Raw genomic sequence first — 13,861 nt, 5'->3', positions numbered from 1 at the left:
ACGCCCCGCACCCGGCGCCTGAGCGCGTCGGGCTCCTGCCAGCCATCCGCATCCTCTTGCGGATGGCTGGCAGCCAAATTTCGTGCGCGGCATGGCTTGCGGGAATCTCCGGAGCATGCAGCGCTCTCGCAGGACATTCATGACACTCGTTCATGACAGGAGGTCACGGTGACGCAGGCGAATTCCAACAGTGCATCAGTGGACGCATCACGCAGCCCCGGCGAGACCGCAGCGTCAGCTGCCCCGCGCCGGTCGGCTCCTCGCCGCCTGATGGCGGCCATTGGCGTTGGCGTCGCGCTGACGTTGAGCGGCTGTGGCTTCCAGCTGCGCGATTACGACGCCACGCCGATGGCCATCACCGAACTCGATGTCCAGGCACCGAACACCGATACCCACGACGCGCTGCGCGAAGCGCTCAAGCAGGCCGACATCCGCCTGAGCGATGATGCACCACTGCGCCTGAATCTGGGCAAGCTGAATGAAGATGTCCATCAGATCACCTTTGGTGATGCAGGCAGCATCAAGCGCGAGCTGACCTATCGTGTCGTCTACTCGCTGCAACGCAAGTCGGACGGTGCCTACCTGGCCAACCAGCAGGAGCTGGAAGCCAGCAGCGACTACTACACCAACGACGACAACCTGCTCAACACCGATGACGTGCGTGAACGTGCCGGTGAGCAGAATGATCGTGAGCTGAGTCGTCAGCTGATGGACCGCCTGCGCGCCATCACCCCCTGAACTCTCTGAACTGGCGAGACGCTCACCAGTAGACCGCACCACCATCACGGCTCCGCGCTATCGGGCAACCGACCACCGCGGAGCCGTGTGCGTCTGCCGCCATCCAGCGTCACCGCCCTCTCCCGTGCAGGATCGAAGGACATTCATGAAGGTCTATCCCGACAAGCTGGAAGAGCAACTCAACAAGCGCCTGTCTCCGGTCTATATCGTGGCGGGCGACGAGCCTCTGATCCATCAGGAAAGCTGCGACGCCATCCGGCGCGCGGCGCGTGCGGCCGGCGTCGAGGAGCGGGAAGTCCTTCACGTCGAGAACGGTTTCCAGTGGGGCCGTCTGACCGAATCTGCCGCCAGCATGTCACTGTTCGCCTCGCGCAAGCTGATCGAGCTGCGCCTGGGCACCCAGAGCGCCGGCCAGGAAGGCAGCAAGGTGCTCAAGGCCTATGCCGAGCGCATCGAGAAGGATGGCGACATCCTGCTGATCACCGCCGCACGCCTCGACCGCAAGGTGCAGCAGACGGCGTGGTTCAAGGCGCTCGAGAAGGTGGGAGTGTTCATCGCGGTCTGGCCGGTGGATCATTCCCGCCTCGGCTTCTGGATTCGTGATCGCGCCCGCCTGCATGGCCTGGAACTGAATCAGGACGCCGCCCGGCTGCTGGCCGAGCGCATCGAAGGCAATCTGCTGGCCGCGGACCAGGAGCTGCAGAAGCTGGCGCTGCTGCACCCGCCGGGCGCACGCCTGGATGGCAATGCCATCGCCCAGGGGGTCGAGGACAATGCCCGCTATGATGTCTTCACGCTGGCAGATGCCTGCCTGAAGGGCGAGATCGAGCGCAGCGGGCGTATCGTGCTGGGCCTGCGGGGAGAAGGGGTCGAGCCGCCGGTGATCCTGTGGGCCTTGACGCGCGAGCTGCGCACCCTGCTCTCGCTGCGTCAGCACCTCGATCAAGGCCAGAGTTTCGAGCATGCCTGCAAGGCGCAGAAACCGATGATCTTCGACAAGCGGCGTCCCTTCTATCAGCAGGCGCTCAATCGTCTGCCCCACAAGCGTCTGCACAAGCTGCTGCTGTTCTCGCAGCGACTCGACATGGCAATCAAGGGCGGAATGACGCTGCCTATCTGGGACGGGATGGTGGATCTCGCCCTGACGCTCGCCGGTGGACGCGGCCCGCTGGCCGAACTGCCTCACGCTTACAAGGTGGGGTGATCCTGGCACGGTCCGACGTGCCTCTGACACGAGGGAGATCCCATGCAGATGACACCCCCGTTGCTTGGCGAAGGCGTCAGTGTCGAGACCCTGCGTCGATGGCTCGCCGAAGGCAACACGCTGACCGTGGAAATCCAGACGCTGGATCAGGGGCTGTATCTGGTGCGCCTGCATCATGCCGACGGCATCAGTCGTCTGGTCGATGAAGATGGCCAGTCCCTGCGCTTCACCGGCACGCAGTGGGTCAGTCGCCTGTTGCTGCCACTGGGGCTGACGCATGGCGTGCAGACCTGGGCGGAAGTGCAGGATGAGATGATCGGCCTCCCCACGACTCCGGTCGACAATGCCAGCCTGCTGGCCCATGGCACGCGTGTGGCGTTCAAGACGCTGTAGCCATATCAGGAAGCCCCCGTCAGTTCACTGACGGGGGCTTCTGTCATTGCGGCACGCCCCTGAGGCTCACCTGGGCGCTCGATCCGCGCTCAGTGCGCCTCCTCGACCTTCGACTTCACGAAGGCGGGATACCCATAGAGCTTGCGTGGATTGTCGCGGAAGATCTTCTCGCGCATCTCGCGCTCCGGCAGCCAGCGCTGCATCAATTCCGCCAGCGTGTCCTCCTCCGGCATCTCGACCCCGATATGCGGATGCGGCCAGTCACTGCCCCACACCACGCGTTCGGGATTGGCGGCGACCAGTGCCCGCGCCAGTGCCGTGACATCGGAATACGGCAGGCGTCCCCGGGTGGTGAGTCGATATGGCGCCGACAGCTTGGCCCAGGTACGTCCCTGCTTGAGCATCCGACACAGCGCGGTGAAACCGGGACATTCCGGCCCCCGTGAAGCCGCGAGGTGGCCCATGTGGTCGATCACCACCGGCACCGGCAGACTGCCGAGCCGTGCCTCCATGTCACGGAAGGTCGAGACATCGATCAGGCATTCCAGATGCCAGTCGAAGCGGACCAGACGGTCCGCCAGCAGCACGACATCACGCCAGCGCAGCCCGCCGGAGAAGATCAGATTGAGGCGCACCCCGCAGACGCCTAGCCTGGAGAGCCGCTCAAGCTCTGCATCACTGATCTCGGGCGAGACCACGGCGATGCCGCGATAATCCAGCCCTCGCTCACGACAGTTCTCGAGGCTGTCGCACAGCAGGCGATTGTCATAGCCATAGACACTTGGCTGGATCAGGACGCCATGACGGGCGCCAAGCGCGTGGTGCATTTCCAGCGCGTCCTTGAGCCCGAATTCGGCAGGGTTGTAGGTCCTGTCTTCCGCCAGCGGATAACGCACCGGATCGCCGAACACATGAAGGTGGCAATCAATGCTGCCCGGAGGCAGCCGGAACGTCAGGGGATGCGGCAGGGGACGTGGCGGTGCCGCACACGGCAGATCCTGCTCGACATGGTTCCAATCCATCGATGCGACTCCCTCGCGTAACCTCGATCATCAAGCTCTGGGCGACTTCGCGTTTCAGTGCCCTCTGTCACGATACTGCGCCCCCTCTCTCGTTTCCAGACAAAAGCACGCATACGAAAAAGCGGCATGTCCGAAGACATGCCGCTTGAAGATACTCTGCCGGTGCGTGATCGCCATCTCAGGCGAAGCGCAGTCAGTCGAGACGCTCGAAGACCGTCGCGACCCCCTGCCCCATGCCGATGCACATGGTCGCCAGACCCAGGCGCGTGTTCTGCTGCTTCATGACGTTGAGCAAGGTGGTGCAGATACGCGAACCGGAACAGCCCAGCGGATGCCCCAGCGCGATGGCGCCGCCGTTGAGGTTGACCGCCGTGTCGGCGCGTTCCAGCAGGCCGAGGTCCTTGAGCACGGGAATCGATTGCGCCGCGAAGGCCTCATTGAGCTCGACGGTCTGGATATCGTCGATGGTCAGCCCCGCTGCCTTGAGTGCCTGCTTGGAGGCCGGTACCGGGCCGTAGCCCATGATGGAGGCATCGCACCCGGCCACACCGGTGGACAGTACGCGGGCGATGGGCTTGAGACCCAGCGCTTCAGCGCGCTCGGCGCTCATCACCGCCATGCCCGAGGCACCCACGGAAAGTGCGGAGGAGGTGCCCGCCGTCACGGTGCCGCCCTTGGGATCGAACACCGGCTTGAGGTTGCCCATGGATTCCATGCTGGCATCGCCACGGATGACCTCATCACGGGTCACCATCACGCGGCGCCCCTCGGCATCATGGCCCTCGACGCCGATGATCTCGTCATCGAAACGACCTTCATCGGCGGCCGCCTGGGCACGCTGGTGAGAGCGCACGCCGAACTCATCCTGCTGCTCACGACTCACGCCGTGCATCTTGCCGAGCAGTTCTGCGGTCAGGCCCATCATCATCGCGGCCTTGGCCGCGTGCTTGCTGGCCGCCGGGTTGACATCGACCCCATGCGCCATCGGCACGTGCTCCATGTGCTCGACACCCCCGATGATGTAGAAGTCGCCCATGCCGGCCTTGATGTTGGCGGTGGCGATATGCAGCGCGCTCATCGAGGAGCCACACAGGCGGTTGACCGTCTGCGCCGGCACGCTGCGCGGGATGCCGGTCATGATGGCGGCATTGCGCGCGATGTTCATGGCCTGTTCCAGGGTCTGGTTGACGCAGCCCCAGATGACGTCATCGACCTCTGCCGGCACCAGGCCGGGGTTGCGGTCGAACAGCGCCTGCATCACCGCGGCGGACAGGTTCTCGGCGCGCACGTGGCGGAAGGCCCCATTCTTGGCCTTGGCCATGGCAGTGCGCACGCCATCGACGATTACCACATCTCTCGGATTCAGATTCATTGTCTGGCTCCCTCATGGCCCTCGCTGTCGCGAGAGCCGAAAATTCTGGTCGGATAGTGCTGGCCCCACTTGGGTGTGCTCAGCAATCAAAGGCTCAGGCGTAGAAGGCGTCGCCGCGCTTGGCGCGCTCACGCAGTGCCTCGGTCGGGCGATACAGCGGCCCCAGCTCATCGGCCAGGTTGTCGGCCAGCGCGACGAACTCGGCCACGCCCATGGCATCGACGTAGCGCAGTGCGCCACCACGGAACGGCGGGAAACCGATGCCGTAGATCAAGGCCATGTCCGCCTCGGCCGGCGTACCGACAATGTCATCTTCCAGACACCGGATGGTTTCCATGCACAGCGGCACCATCATGCGCGCGATGATGTCATCATCGGAGAATTCGCGCGTCTCGCTGACCACTTCACTGACCAGTGCCTGCGCCGCTTCATCAGGCAGCTTCTTCGGCTTGCCCTTGCGGTCTTCCTCATAGCGATAGAAGCCCAAGTCGTTCTTCTGACCCAGTCGCTTGTTGTCGTACATCACCTGAATGGCGGTCTTGCCCTCACGCGCCATGCGATCCGGGAAGCCTTCGGCCATCACCGCATTGGCGTGGACCGCAGTGTCCATGCCGACCACATCCAGCAGGTAGGCCGGGCCCATCGGCCAGCCGAACTTCTCCATCACCTTGTCGACGCGCTGATAGTCGGCGCCCTTCTCGACCAGCAGGCTGAAGCCACCGAAGTAGGGGAACAGCACGCGGTTGACCAGGAACCCCGGGCAGTCGTTGACGACGATCGGTGTCTTGCCCATCTGACGGGCGTAGGCGACGGTCGCGGCGATCGCCGCGTCGCTGGATTTCTCGCCACGGATGACTTCCACCAGCGGCATGCGATGCACCGGGTTGAAGAAGTGCATGCCGCAGAAGTTCTCGGGACGCTTGAGTGATTCCGCCAGACGCGTGATGGAAATGGTCGAGGTGTTGGATGTCAGGATGGTGGTATCCGCCACGTTGTCCTCGAGCTCGGCCAGCACCGACGCCTTGACCTTGGGGTTCTCGACCACCGCCTCGACGACCAGATCCACGTTGCCGAAATCGCCATAGGACAGCGTCGGGCGAATGTTGGACAGCCCCTGCGCCATCTTCTCGGTGGTCAGCTTGCCCCGCTCGACGCCCTTGCCGAACAGCTTGCGCGCTTCCTTCAGGCCAAGCTCGATGGCCTCGCCATTGATGTCCTTCATCAGGATCGGCGTGCCCTTGCTGGCGCTCTGATAGGCGATGCCACCGCCCATGATGCCGGCACCCAGTACGGCAGCCTGCTGGATCTTGCTCGCCTGCTTCTCGTATCCCTTGGCTTTCTTCTTGACCACCTGATCGTTCATGAACAGGCCGACCAGATTGAAGGCCACGTCGGTCAGCGCCATCCGGGCGAAGGTCTTGGCCTCGATGGCCTGGGCACGCTCACGCGATTCGCCCGCGCCCTTCTGGATGACCTTGATGGCCTCCACCGGCGCCGGATAGTGCGGGCCGGCCTTGCCTGCCACGAAGCCCTTGGCGGTCTCGAAGGCCATCATCTGCTCGATGGCATTGAGCTTGAGCGGCGAGGTCTTCTCGAGACGCCGTGCCATGTAGTCCAGCTCACCCGCATTGGCGCGCGCCAGAATGTCGAGTGCCGCCGCGTCCAGCTCGGCCACCGGCAGCACGGCATCGACGGCGCCGACTGCCAGGGCCTTGTCGGCGCGATTCTCGGTGCCCCCACAGATCCATTCGATGGCATTGTCCGCCCCGATCAGGCGCGGCAGACGTACGCAGCCCGCCCAGCCCGGAATGATGCCGAGCTTGGTCTCCGGCAGGCCGATCTTCGCGCTGTCCGCCATGACGCGGAAGTCGGTGGTCAGGGTGATCTCGCAGCCGCCGCCCAGCGCCAGCCCATTGATGGCGGTGACGGTGGGGAACGGCAGGTCCTCGATGGCATTGAAGATGCCATGGACGGTCATGTTCATGTCGATGAGGAAGGCTTCATCCTTCTCGAACATCTGATGGAACTCGGTGATATCGGCACCGACCACGAACGCTTCCTTGGCGGAGCGGATGACCAGCCCCTTCAGGTCGGCCGTCGCCTTGATGGCCTCCACCGCCTCCCCCAGCTCCTTGAGTACGTAGCTGGCCAGCTTGTTGACCGATTCGCCTTCAAGGTCGAGCGTCAACAGGGCGATGGCGTCCTGATTGGCCTCGACGGATAGCGTTTTGCCTGAATAGATCATCCACGGATCTCCACAAGAGAAAGGGGTGAAGGGGCTGTCAGGCGCAGGATGGTCTCTGCCATGGGTGCGCTGGCAACCGGCCTCGCCGGACTCGAAGCTTCCAGAGGCGCCGCAGGAGAGTCATCTCTCGCCACAGCGCTTCATACAAGCGTTTGAATACAGCCAGCTTGGGCCACAGACGGGCAAAGATCAAGCCTGCGGACATTAGCGAAAGGTCGGGGGTCCGGGGCAGTCTCCATGCCGGTTCCTGTCTCTGGTGCCTGACATCGACAGCGGGTGTGGGCAAAGATCGACGCTACACCCGGAAAGGCAGTCGCGTTACTCTTGGCGCTTTCCCGACACGCAGGCTGGCAGCGGCATATCCTTGCCCTCCAGCAGGCTCTCAAAGGCCACACCGATACCATGCTTTCATGAGCAGCACTCTCACCGCCCTGTATCTGCGCCTGACTGGCATCGTCGAACGCACCAAGCGCTGGCACTGGCTATGGCCTCCCATCGGCTTCGCTGCGGGCATCTGCAGTTTCTTCCTCGTCAATCGTCAGCAATGGCTGGGTGGCATGCTGGCGCTGGGCATGATGCTGGCCTGGTTGATCCTGATCGCCGAAGGCCTGTGGAGCCGTCTGCGCCGTCATCGCGGCCAGAATGCCCTGCCCCGCAAGCTGGCCACCTTCGTGGCGCAGCTGATCCAGCAGGAGACCCTGTGCTTCACGTTGCCGTTCTTTCTGGCGACGACCGACTGGGCCAGTGGCCAGGCAGGCTTCACCTTGCTGCTGTGCGGCGCGACTCTGCTGTCGATACTCGACCCCTTCTACTACCGACTGGCCGAGCGCCATCGCTGGCTGTACTTCGGCTTCCACGCCCTGTGCGTATTCGTCGTGGTACTGGTCACCCTGCCCCTGCTGCTGGAACTGACCACCGGCGAGAGTCTGTTGGCTGCCTGTGCCGCGATGAGCCTATTCGCGCTGCCCAGTGTCGCCAACCTGCGGATTGCCCGCGGGCTGGTCGGTGGCCTGGCGATGATCGGCATCAGCGTGATGCTGGGGGTGGGCGCATGGGGGGCACGCGCCTGGATTCCGCCTGCCACGCTCTGGATCAACGCCAGCAGCCTCTCGCCGGACTTCGACACCGCGGCGCGGACACCGCGAGGCGAGATGCATCTGACCCCAGCACAACTCTCCGCTAGAGGCCTCTACGCCTACACGGCCATTCGCGCCCCGCGCGGGTTGTCGGAGAAGGTCTATCACGTCTGGCGACATGACGGGGAAGTGGTGGATCGCATCGCCTTGAACATCAACGGCGGTCGCAAGGAAGGTTATCGGGCATGGACACACAAGACGGCCTTCCCCAAGGGCAGCGAGGGGGAATGGGAAATCGATGTCGAGACCATGAACGGGCAGCGCATCGGCAGTCTGCGCTTCCTCGTCAGTGATGATCCGCAGGTGGCCACCTTCGCGGACAGCAGCCTGGCACGGCCGGCGGGCATCCCCGGCTGGCGGATCACCAACCTGATTCCGGGCCTGTGACGCTTCGCGACGTGAGTGACCCTGAAGCGTGAACCCTCGGTTACTCGACCTTGGGCGTAAAATTCGTTCGCAGGCTTGTAATTATCCAGGCTGCCTAGCATGCTGAAGACAAGGGCGGCACCGAGGGGTGCCAGGATAAAAGCCCACTCATCCTTTGCACTCTGTGGACGACATACCCATGCATGAAGATATCGGGCTAAAGCTTTCCCGCCTGCCGCGCCTATGGCGCGCCATCCTGGACCAGCGACTGTCCCCGCTTGGGCTGACACAAACCCGCTGGATGACGCTGGTACACCTGTGGCGACTCGGAGACGGCCAGCCACAATGTGATCTGGCACGCTCCATCGGCATCGAGGCACCGTCTCTGGTACGCACGCTGGATCAGCTCAGCGAGCAGGGGCTGGTGGAACGCCGCGCCTGTGAGGAAGACCGCCGCACCAAGCGCATCTTCCTGACACACAAGGCACTGCCGCTGATCGAGAAGATCGATGCCATCGCCGAGCAGACCCGCATCGAGATGCTCGAGGGGCTCACGCCGGAGCAGGTCGACCAATTCTGCGAATGCCTGCGCGTCATGGAACGCAATGGCCTGGAAATCTCCGAGAAGGTGCCGGAAAGCGCCTGAGCGAGCGTGTCCGGATACGCCAGCGGGAAAGGAAAAAGCCCCCATCGAGTGACTCGACGGGGGCTTTTTTGCAAGACGTTCAAGGCAAGCTCAGGTCACGCGCCGGCCCTGTTCGCGGCCGAGGGCAGCCCGAGATATCACGCTCACCCGCCCGGCATTCTGGGCTCTGTCCCCACCAACGGACGGCGGCGATGGGCAATGGGGGCCTTGGCGATCAACAGGGCATGCAGTGCCTCGAACTCCCGGCGCCACGCCTCGCAGTCTTCCAGTGCCAGGCTCTCCCCCCACCACAGCGTCAAGCCGGACAGTGAGGACTCCAGCATCAGGGCATCCTCCGGCAATGCCCGCGTGAGATGTTCCAGAGCGGCCGCGAAGTCGGGGTCCTCCGCCAGGCGACTCTCTTCACGCCAACGATATCCGGGCACGGTCTCACGCAGTGCATCGCTGGCCCACTCGTCGTGGACGAGGATGAAGGGAGTGACATCGCGCTCGGTGGGCCAGGGACGACGATAGCCGACGATCCCCTTGGGGGCATCCGAAAGCGGTGCTGCCTTCAGGTCAACCCGCATGCCGTCCGCGATCACGGCCTTGCGCACCAGTGACGTGCGTGTCTCACGCTTGCTGGGGCGTAACCATGTCAGCGGCGACAACATCGCCAGCACCACGAAAATGATGATCAGAGCTGTCGTCATGAAATGTCCTGCCAGGAAGTGTCAGTAAGAAATTCGCGTCATCATCGAACGACTGCGGAAAACGCCGCCGTGCGGACAACCAGAAACGTGCCCAAAGCCCGAGCCATCCAACCGCGTACGGGGGTTGCGCCTGGCGCACTGGCAATACGTTGATGCAAGTCATTGTCTTCCGGGGGGCGGCAAGCCTAGCATGGAAGCAGGTGCACGACGCCACTCGAATGGCCCACCTCTACGGGAGGAATTCAGGATGAGCAACGAATACAAGCATGTACTGGTCGCTGTCGATCTGACCAAGGATTCCCACCTGGTACTGGAACGCGCACTGCCCATCGCCAAGCGCAATGGTGCCAAGGTGTCCATCATGCATACCCTCGAGCCACTGGGCTTTGCCTATGGCGGGGACATCCCGATGGATCTGACCAGCATTCAGGATCAGCTGGATTCCCATGCCCGTGAGCGACTGGGGGACATCGCCACGCCACACGGTATCGCGCCTGAAGATCAGCATGTCGTGGTCGGCATGCCGGACAGCGAGATTCATCGCTTTGCCGCAGAACATGACGTGGATCTGATCGTGGTCGGCTCACATGGTCGCCATGGCTTCGCCCTGCTGCTGGGCTCCACCTCCACTGGTGTCCTGCATGGTGCCCAGTGTGATGTGCTGGCCGTCCGGGTGGGGGCAGATGACAGCGAAGAATGACGCCGGCGGTCAGTGAGCCGAGATGACACGAGGGCAGCCAATGGCTGCCCTCGTGTCATTACGCACTCGGGGAGACGAGAGAAGAGACTCAGCCTTCCTGCATGGCCTCAAGCTCCATCCAGCGCTCCATCGTCTCTTCCAGCACCTGCTGCTTGTGGCTGAGCTTCTCCAGCGTCGTCTTCACGGCCTTGGCATCCCCCGTGTAGAACTCGGGCGCCGCGATCTCGGCTTCCAGCGTCGCGATCTCCGCTTCCAGCGTCTCGATGGTCGCCGGAATCAGATCCAGCTCGCGCTGGAACTTGTAGGGCAGCTTGACCTTCTTGGGGGCCTGCTGCGCCTGGGCGGCTTCACGCTTGCGACGCTCATCCTCGGCCTGCGCCTCACGACGGTGCTTTTCCTCGCGCTCACGCTCGACTTCCCACGGTGCCGGCGGCAGATGCCCGCCCTGACGTATCCAATCGCTGTAGCCCCCGACATACGGCTTGACGATCCCGTCGCCCTCAAAGGCCAGGATATTGGTGACCACGTTGTCCATGAAGGCACGGTCGTGGGAGACCAGCAGCACGGTACCGTCGAAGTCGAGCAGCAGCTCCTCGAGCAGCTCCAGCGTCTCGACATCCAGGTCGTTGGTCGGCTCATCGAGCACCAGCACGTTGGCCGGCATGGTGAACAGACGCGCCAGCAGCAGGCGATTGGACTCGCCCCCTGACAGCGAACGCACCGGCTGACGCGCGCGGTCCGGCGTGAACAGGAAGTTCTGCAGGTAGCTCATCACGTGCATGTCACGCCCGCCGACCGTGACACGGTCGCTGCCGCGCGCCACGTTGTCGTAGACGGTGGCTTCCATGTCCAGGCCCTTGCGCAGCTGATCGAAGTAGGCGATCTGAAGCTTGGTGCCTTCGATGCGCTTGCCTTCACTGGCCTCGAGCTGACCCAGCAGGATATGCAGCAGCGTCGTCTTGCCCGCGCCGTTGCGCCCCAGCAGGCCGACCTTGTCGCCGCGCTGGATCTCGACGCTCAGGTCACGGATGACCCACTTGTCCTGCGCCTCGTCGTAGCGATAGCTGACATTTTCCAGCTCCACGACGCGCTTGCCGCTGCGCTCGGCAGAATCGACGGCGATACGCGCACGGCCCTGCACCTCACGACGCTGTCCACGCTCATCACGCATCTTCTCCAGCGCGCGCACGCGACCTTCGTTACGGGTGCGGCGCGCCTTGATGCCCTGGCGGATCCAGGTCTCTTCCTGGGCCAGTTTCTTGTCGAATTCGGCGTTTTCCTTGGCCTCGACATCCATCTCGTGCTGCTTCTGGGCCTGATAGGCCGCGTAATCGCCCGGATAACGGCCGAGGCGGCCACGGTCAAGCTCCAGAATCTGGGTCGCCAGGCGCTTGAGGAAGGCCCTGTCGTGGGTGATGAACAGCACGGCGCCGGAGAAGGCCGCGACCTGCTCTTCCAGCCAGGCGATGGTATCGAGATCCAGATGGTTGGTCGGCTCATCGAGCAGCAGCAGGTCCGGGTCGGATACCAGCGCACGCGCCAGCGCGACACGCCGACGCCAGCCACCGGAGAGATCTTCCATCATGGTGTCTTCCGGCAGGCCCAGGCGGGTCAGCACGGTATCGATACGCTGCTGGAACTGCCAGCCATCGACGCTTTCCAGCGCGACCTGCACGTGCTCGAGACGCTTGAGGTCCGGTTCCGGATCACTGATCAGGTGATGGTATTCCGCCAGCAGCGCACCTGCCTGCGGCAGGCCTTCGGCAACGATATCGAAGATCGTGCGACCTTCCGCCGCCGGCAGATCCTGGGAGAGCACGCCGATCTTGAGGCCCGGCGCCTTCCACAGCTCACCGGCATCGGCCTGGAACTCGCCGGTGATCAGCTTGAGCAGGGTCGACTTGCCGGTACCATTGCGGCCGACGAGCGCCAGGCGCTCGCCGCGCTCGACGACAAGATCCGCCCCATTGAGCAGAACGTGATGGCCATAGGCCAGCTGAAGATTTTCCAGTCGTAACAATGCCATGTGCAGCAGCAACTCGTGACGGGTCCGGGGCCGGGAAGGCCGCGGAGGAAGTGGGAGTCAGGCGGACAGGCCGCCGCCAGCGACGCGCGCCGGAGAATGACGCCATTCTACCCGAGGCGCAGCGTACAGGCGATGGAAGACACCGCAAGGGCTGAAAGACATCGGCGGCTTGGGTAGAATGGCCGACCACTTGAAAGCACGTCGTGCGCCTGGCATTGCCAACGAGCCGATCGCCCGGTGCCGGACTCTCGAGTGCCAGGCCAGCAGACGACCTGGTACGCCTTTCACTGCCGTGTTCCTTCTCCCTCCCCCGTGACTCAAGGGTGTTCGATGTCCGCGCTTCCTCCCCATGCTGATCCCTCAGCGCTGCCCTGCTATGACCCGGAGCAACTGAGCGAGACCTCGCTTGCCGACCTGTGCGCCGACCTGTCCCTCGATGACAGCGATCGCCAGACGGCCCTGACTCGGCTGGCGCCGGCGCTGCGCTTCGCAAGCCCGACGCCGCTGATCGACATCGGCGTCAACCTGACCCATGAAAGCTATGCTCAGGACATCGAGGGCACCTTGCTGCGAGCTCGCGCGGCGGGCGTCAGCCAGCAGATCCTGACCGGCACCAGCCTGGACGGCTCGCGTGAGGCTCAGGCGCTGGCGGCGCGCTATCGTGGCCTTTCTGCCACCGCCGGTGTGCATCCGCATGATGCCAGCCAGTGGAACGATGAGGTCGAGCGCGGTATCCGGGAGCTGCTGGCCCAGCAGGAAGTGGTCGCGGTGGGCGAATGCGGCCTGGATTTCAATCGCAACTTTTCCACGCCCGCCGAGCAGGCTCGCGCCTTCGAGGCCCAGCTGACCCTTGCCGCCGAGACAGGATTGCCACTGTTTCTGCATGAACGTGACGCCGGCCGACAGATGCTCGAGATGCTCAAGCATTGGCGGGACGACATCAGCCACGCGGTCGTGCACTGCTTCACCGGCGAGCGTGAGACACTATATGGCTATCTGGATCTCGACCTGCATATCGGGCTGACCGGCTGGCTGTGCGATGAACGCCGCGGCGAGCACCTGCGCAGCCTGTGTCGCGAGATTCCGCTGGAACGCCTGATGCTGGAAACCGACTGCCCCTATCTGGTGCCACGCAATCTGCCCGCCAAGCTCAAGGGACGCCGCCACGAACCCTCGCTGCTGGTCTGGATTCTGGCCGAGGTCGCTGCCCTGCGCGGCATGGAGATGGAAGCGCTGGCGCAGGCCACCACGGCGACTGCCACCCGCTTCTTCCGCCTGCCCGCGGCCTGACACGGCACGCCTTCCCTTGCACGCCCTTCTT

12 protein-coding genes are annotated in these 13,861 nt (G+C 63.8%); 7 read left to right on the top strand and 5 right to left on the bottom strand.

The window, feature by feature from the left end; translation table 11 throughout:
* The first annotated feature begins 168 nt into the window (after positions 1–168).
* The 3 genes from lptE (at position 169) to HXS65_RS00115 (ending at position 2,335) form a co-directional block, all read left to right on the top strand.
* Positions 169–738, top strand: a complete 570-nt coding sequence (lptE, locus tag HXS65_RS00125) for an LPS assembly lipoprotein LptE (protein WP_084209267.1) — start codon at positions 169–171, stop codon at positions 736–738.
* Between the two features lie 145 nt (positions 739–883).
* A complete protein-coding gene (gene holA / locus HXS65_RS00120) occupies positions 884–1,942 on the top strand; it encodes a DNA polymerase III subunit delta (protein WP_077371377.1) in 1,059 nt (352 codons plus the stop codon).
* Positions 1,943–1,984: 42 nt separating this feature from the next.
* Positions 1,985–2,335 (top strand): DUF6482 family protein, encoded by a 351-nt coding sequence (locus HXS65_RS00115; RefSeq protein WP_103751361.1) that lies wholly within the window; start codon positions 1,985–1,987, stop codon positions 2,333–2,335.
* 89 nt (positions 2,336–2,424) lie between these two features.
* Here the strand turns inward: HXS65_RS00115 and HXS65_RS00110 are convergent, their stop codons facing one another.
* The 3 genes from HXS65_RS00110 to fadB form a co-directional block, all read right to left on the bottom strand.
* The gene (locus tag HXS65_RS00110) at positions 2,425–3,357 is read right to left on the bottom strand and encodes an amidohydrolase (RefSeq protein WP_176492854.1); all 933 of its coding nucleotides are present in this window, start codon (positions 3,355–3,357) and stop codon (positions 2,425–2,427) included.
* A 193-nt stretch (positions 3,358–3,550) separates the two neighbouring features.
* A complete protein-coding gene (gene fadA / locus HXS65_RS00105; protein ID WP_136938374.1) occupies positions 3,551–4,729 on the bottom strand; it encodes an acetyl-CoA C-acyltransferase FadA in 1,179 nt (392 codons plus the stop codon).
* A gap of 94 nt (positions 4,730–4,823) precedes the next feature.
* Positions 4,824–6,974, bottom strand: coding sequence for a fatty acid oxidation complex subunit alpha FadB (gene fadB, locus HXS65_RS00100; protein ID WP_136938375.1), 2,151 nt, complete (start codon positions 6,972–6,974; stop codon positions 4,824–4,826).
* 410 nt (positions 6,975–7,384) lie between these two features.
* Between fadB and HXS65_RS00095 the strand changes: the two genes are divergently transcribed.
* Positions 7,385–8,497 (top strand): DUF5924 family protein, encoded by a 1,113-nt coding sequence (locus HXS65_RS00095; protein WP_077371366.1) that lies wholly within the window; start codon positions 7,385–7,387, stop codon positions 8,495–8,497.
* Between the two features lie 178 nt (positions 8,498–8,675).
* Positions 8,676–9,122 carry a transcriptional regulator SlyA gene (gene slyA / locus HXS65_RS00090; RefSeq protein ID WP_077371363.1) on the top strand — a complete coding sequence of 149 codons (447 nt, stop codon included), beginning with the start codon at positions 8,676–8,678 and terminating at the stop codon, positions 9,120–9,122.
* A gap of 143 nt (positions 9,123–9,265) precedes the next feature.
* Here the strand turns inward: slyA and HXS65_RS00085 are convergent, their stop codons facing one another.
* Positions 9,266–9,814 (bottom strand): preprotein translocase subunit YajC, encoded by a 549-nt coding sequence (locus tag HXS65_RS00085; RefSeq protein WP_176492853.1) that lies wholly within the window; start codon positions 9,812–9,814, stop codon positions 9,266–9,268.
* A gap of 247 nt (positions 9,815–10,061) precedes the next feature.
* Between HXS65_RS00085 and HXS65_RS00080 the strand changes: the two genes are divergently transcribed.
* The gene (locus HXS65_RS00080; protein ID WP_077371357.1) at positions 10,062–10,514 is read left to right on the top strand and encodes a universal stress protein; all 453 of its coding nucleotides are present in this window, start codon (positions 10,062–10,064) and stop codon (positions 10,512–10,514) included.
* Between the two features lie 88 nt (positions 10,515–10,602).
* Here HXS65_RS00080 and HXS65_RS00075 read toward each other — a convergent pair whose 3' ends face one another.
* Complete coding sequence (locus HXS65_RS00075; protein ID WP_136938377.1) at positions 10,603–12,540, bottom strand: ATP-binding cassette domain-containing protein; 1,938 nt, start codon at positions 12,538–12,540, stop codon at positions 10,603–10,605.
* Positions 12,541–12,870: 330 nt separating this feature from the next.
* Here HXS65_RS00075 and HXS65_RS00070 point away from each other — a divergent pair, with 330 nt between their 5' ends.
* Entirely contained in the window at positions 12,871–13,830 is a 960-nt protein-coding gene (locus HXS65_RS00070; RefSeq protein ID WP_176492852.1) for a TatD family hydrolase, read from the top strand.
* Positions 13,831–13,861 lie beyond the last annotated feature (31 nt).

The organism is Cobetia sp. 5-25-4-2 (genome assembly GCF_013374075.1).
GTDB lineage: Bacteria > Pseudomonadota > Gammaproteobacteria > Pseudomonadales > Halomonadaceae > Cobetia > Cobetia marina.
Note: the sequence above shows the minus strand (reverse complement) of the source record. Positions and strands in the feature narration are given on the sequence as shown.

What these genes read in the sequence shown, in the direction of transcription:
- holA (WP_077371377.1), top strand. Translation starts at nt 884, where the DNA reads ATGAAGGTCTATCCCGACAAGCTGGAAGAGCAACTCAACAAGCGCCTG.
- HXS65_RS00115 (WP_103751361.1), top strand. Translation starts at nt 1,985, where the DNA reads ATGCAGATGACACCCCCGTTGCTTGGCGAAGGCGTCAGTGTCGAGACC.
- HXS65_RS00110 (WP_176492854.1), bottom strand. Translation starts at nt 3,357, where the DNA reads ATGGATTGGAACCATGTCGAGCAGGATCTGCCGTGTGCGGCACCGCCA.
- fadA (WP_136938374.1), bottom strand. Translation starts at nt 4,729, where the DNA reads ATGAATCTGAATCCGAGAGATGTGGTAATCGTCGATGGCGTGCGCACT.
- fadB (WP_136938375.1), bottom strand. Translation starts at nt 6,974, where the DNA reads ATGATCTATTCAGGCAAAACGCTATCCGTCGAGGCCAATCAGGACGCC.
- HXS65_RS00095 (WP_077371366.1), top strand. Translation starts at nt 7,385, where the DNA reads ATGAGCAGCACTCTCACCGCCCTGTATCTGCGCCTGACTGGCATCGTC.
- slyA (WP_077371363.1), top strand. Translation starts at nt 8,676, where the DNA reads ATGCATGAAGATATCGGGCTAAAGCTTTCCCGCCTGCCGCGCCTATGG.
- HXS65_RS00085 (WP_176492853.1), bottom strand. Translation starts at nt 9,814, where the DNA reads ATGACGACAGCTCTGATCATCATTTTCGTGGTGCTGGCGATGTTGTCG.
- HXS65_RS00080 (WP_077371357.1), top strand. Translation starts at nt 10,062, where the DNA reads ATGAGCAACGAATACAAGCATGTACTGGTCGCTGTCGATCTGACCAAG.
- HXS65_RS00075 (WP_136938377.1), bottom strand. Translation starts at nt 12,540, where the DNA reads ATGGCATTGTTACGACTGGAAAATCTTCAGCTGGCCTATGGCCATCAC.
- HXS65_RS00070 (WP_176492852.1), top strand. Translation starts at nt 12,871, where the DNA reads ATGTCCGCGCTTCCTCCCCATGCTGATCCCTCAGCGCTGCCCTGCTAT.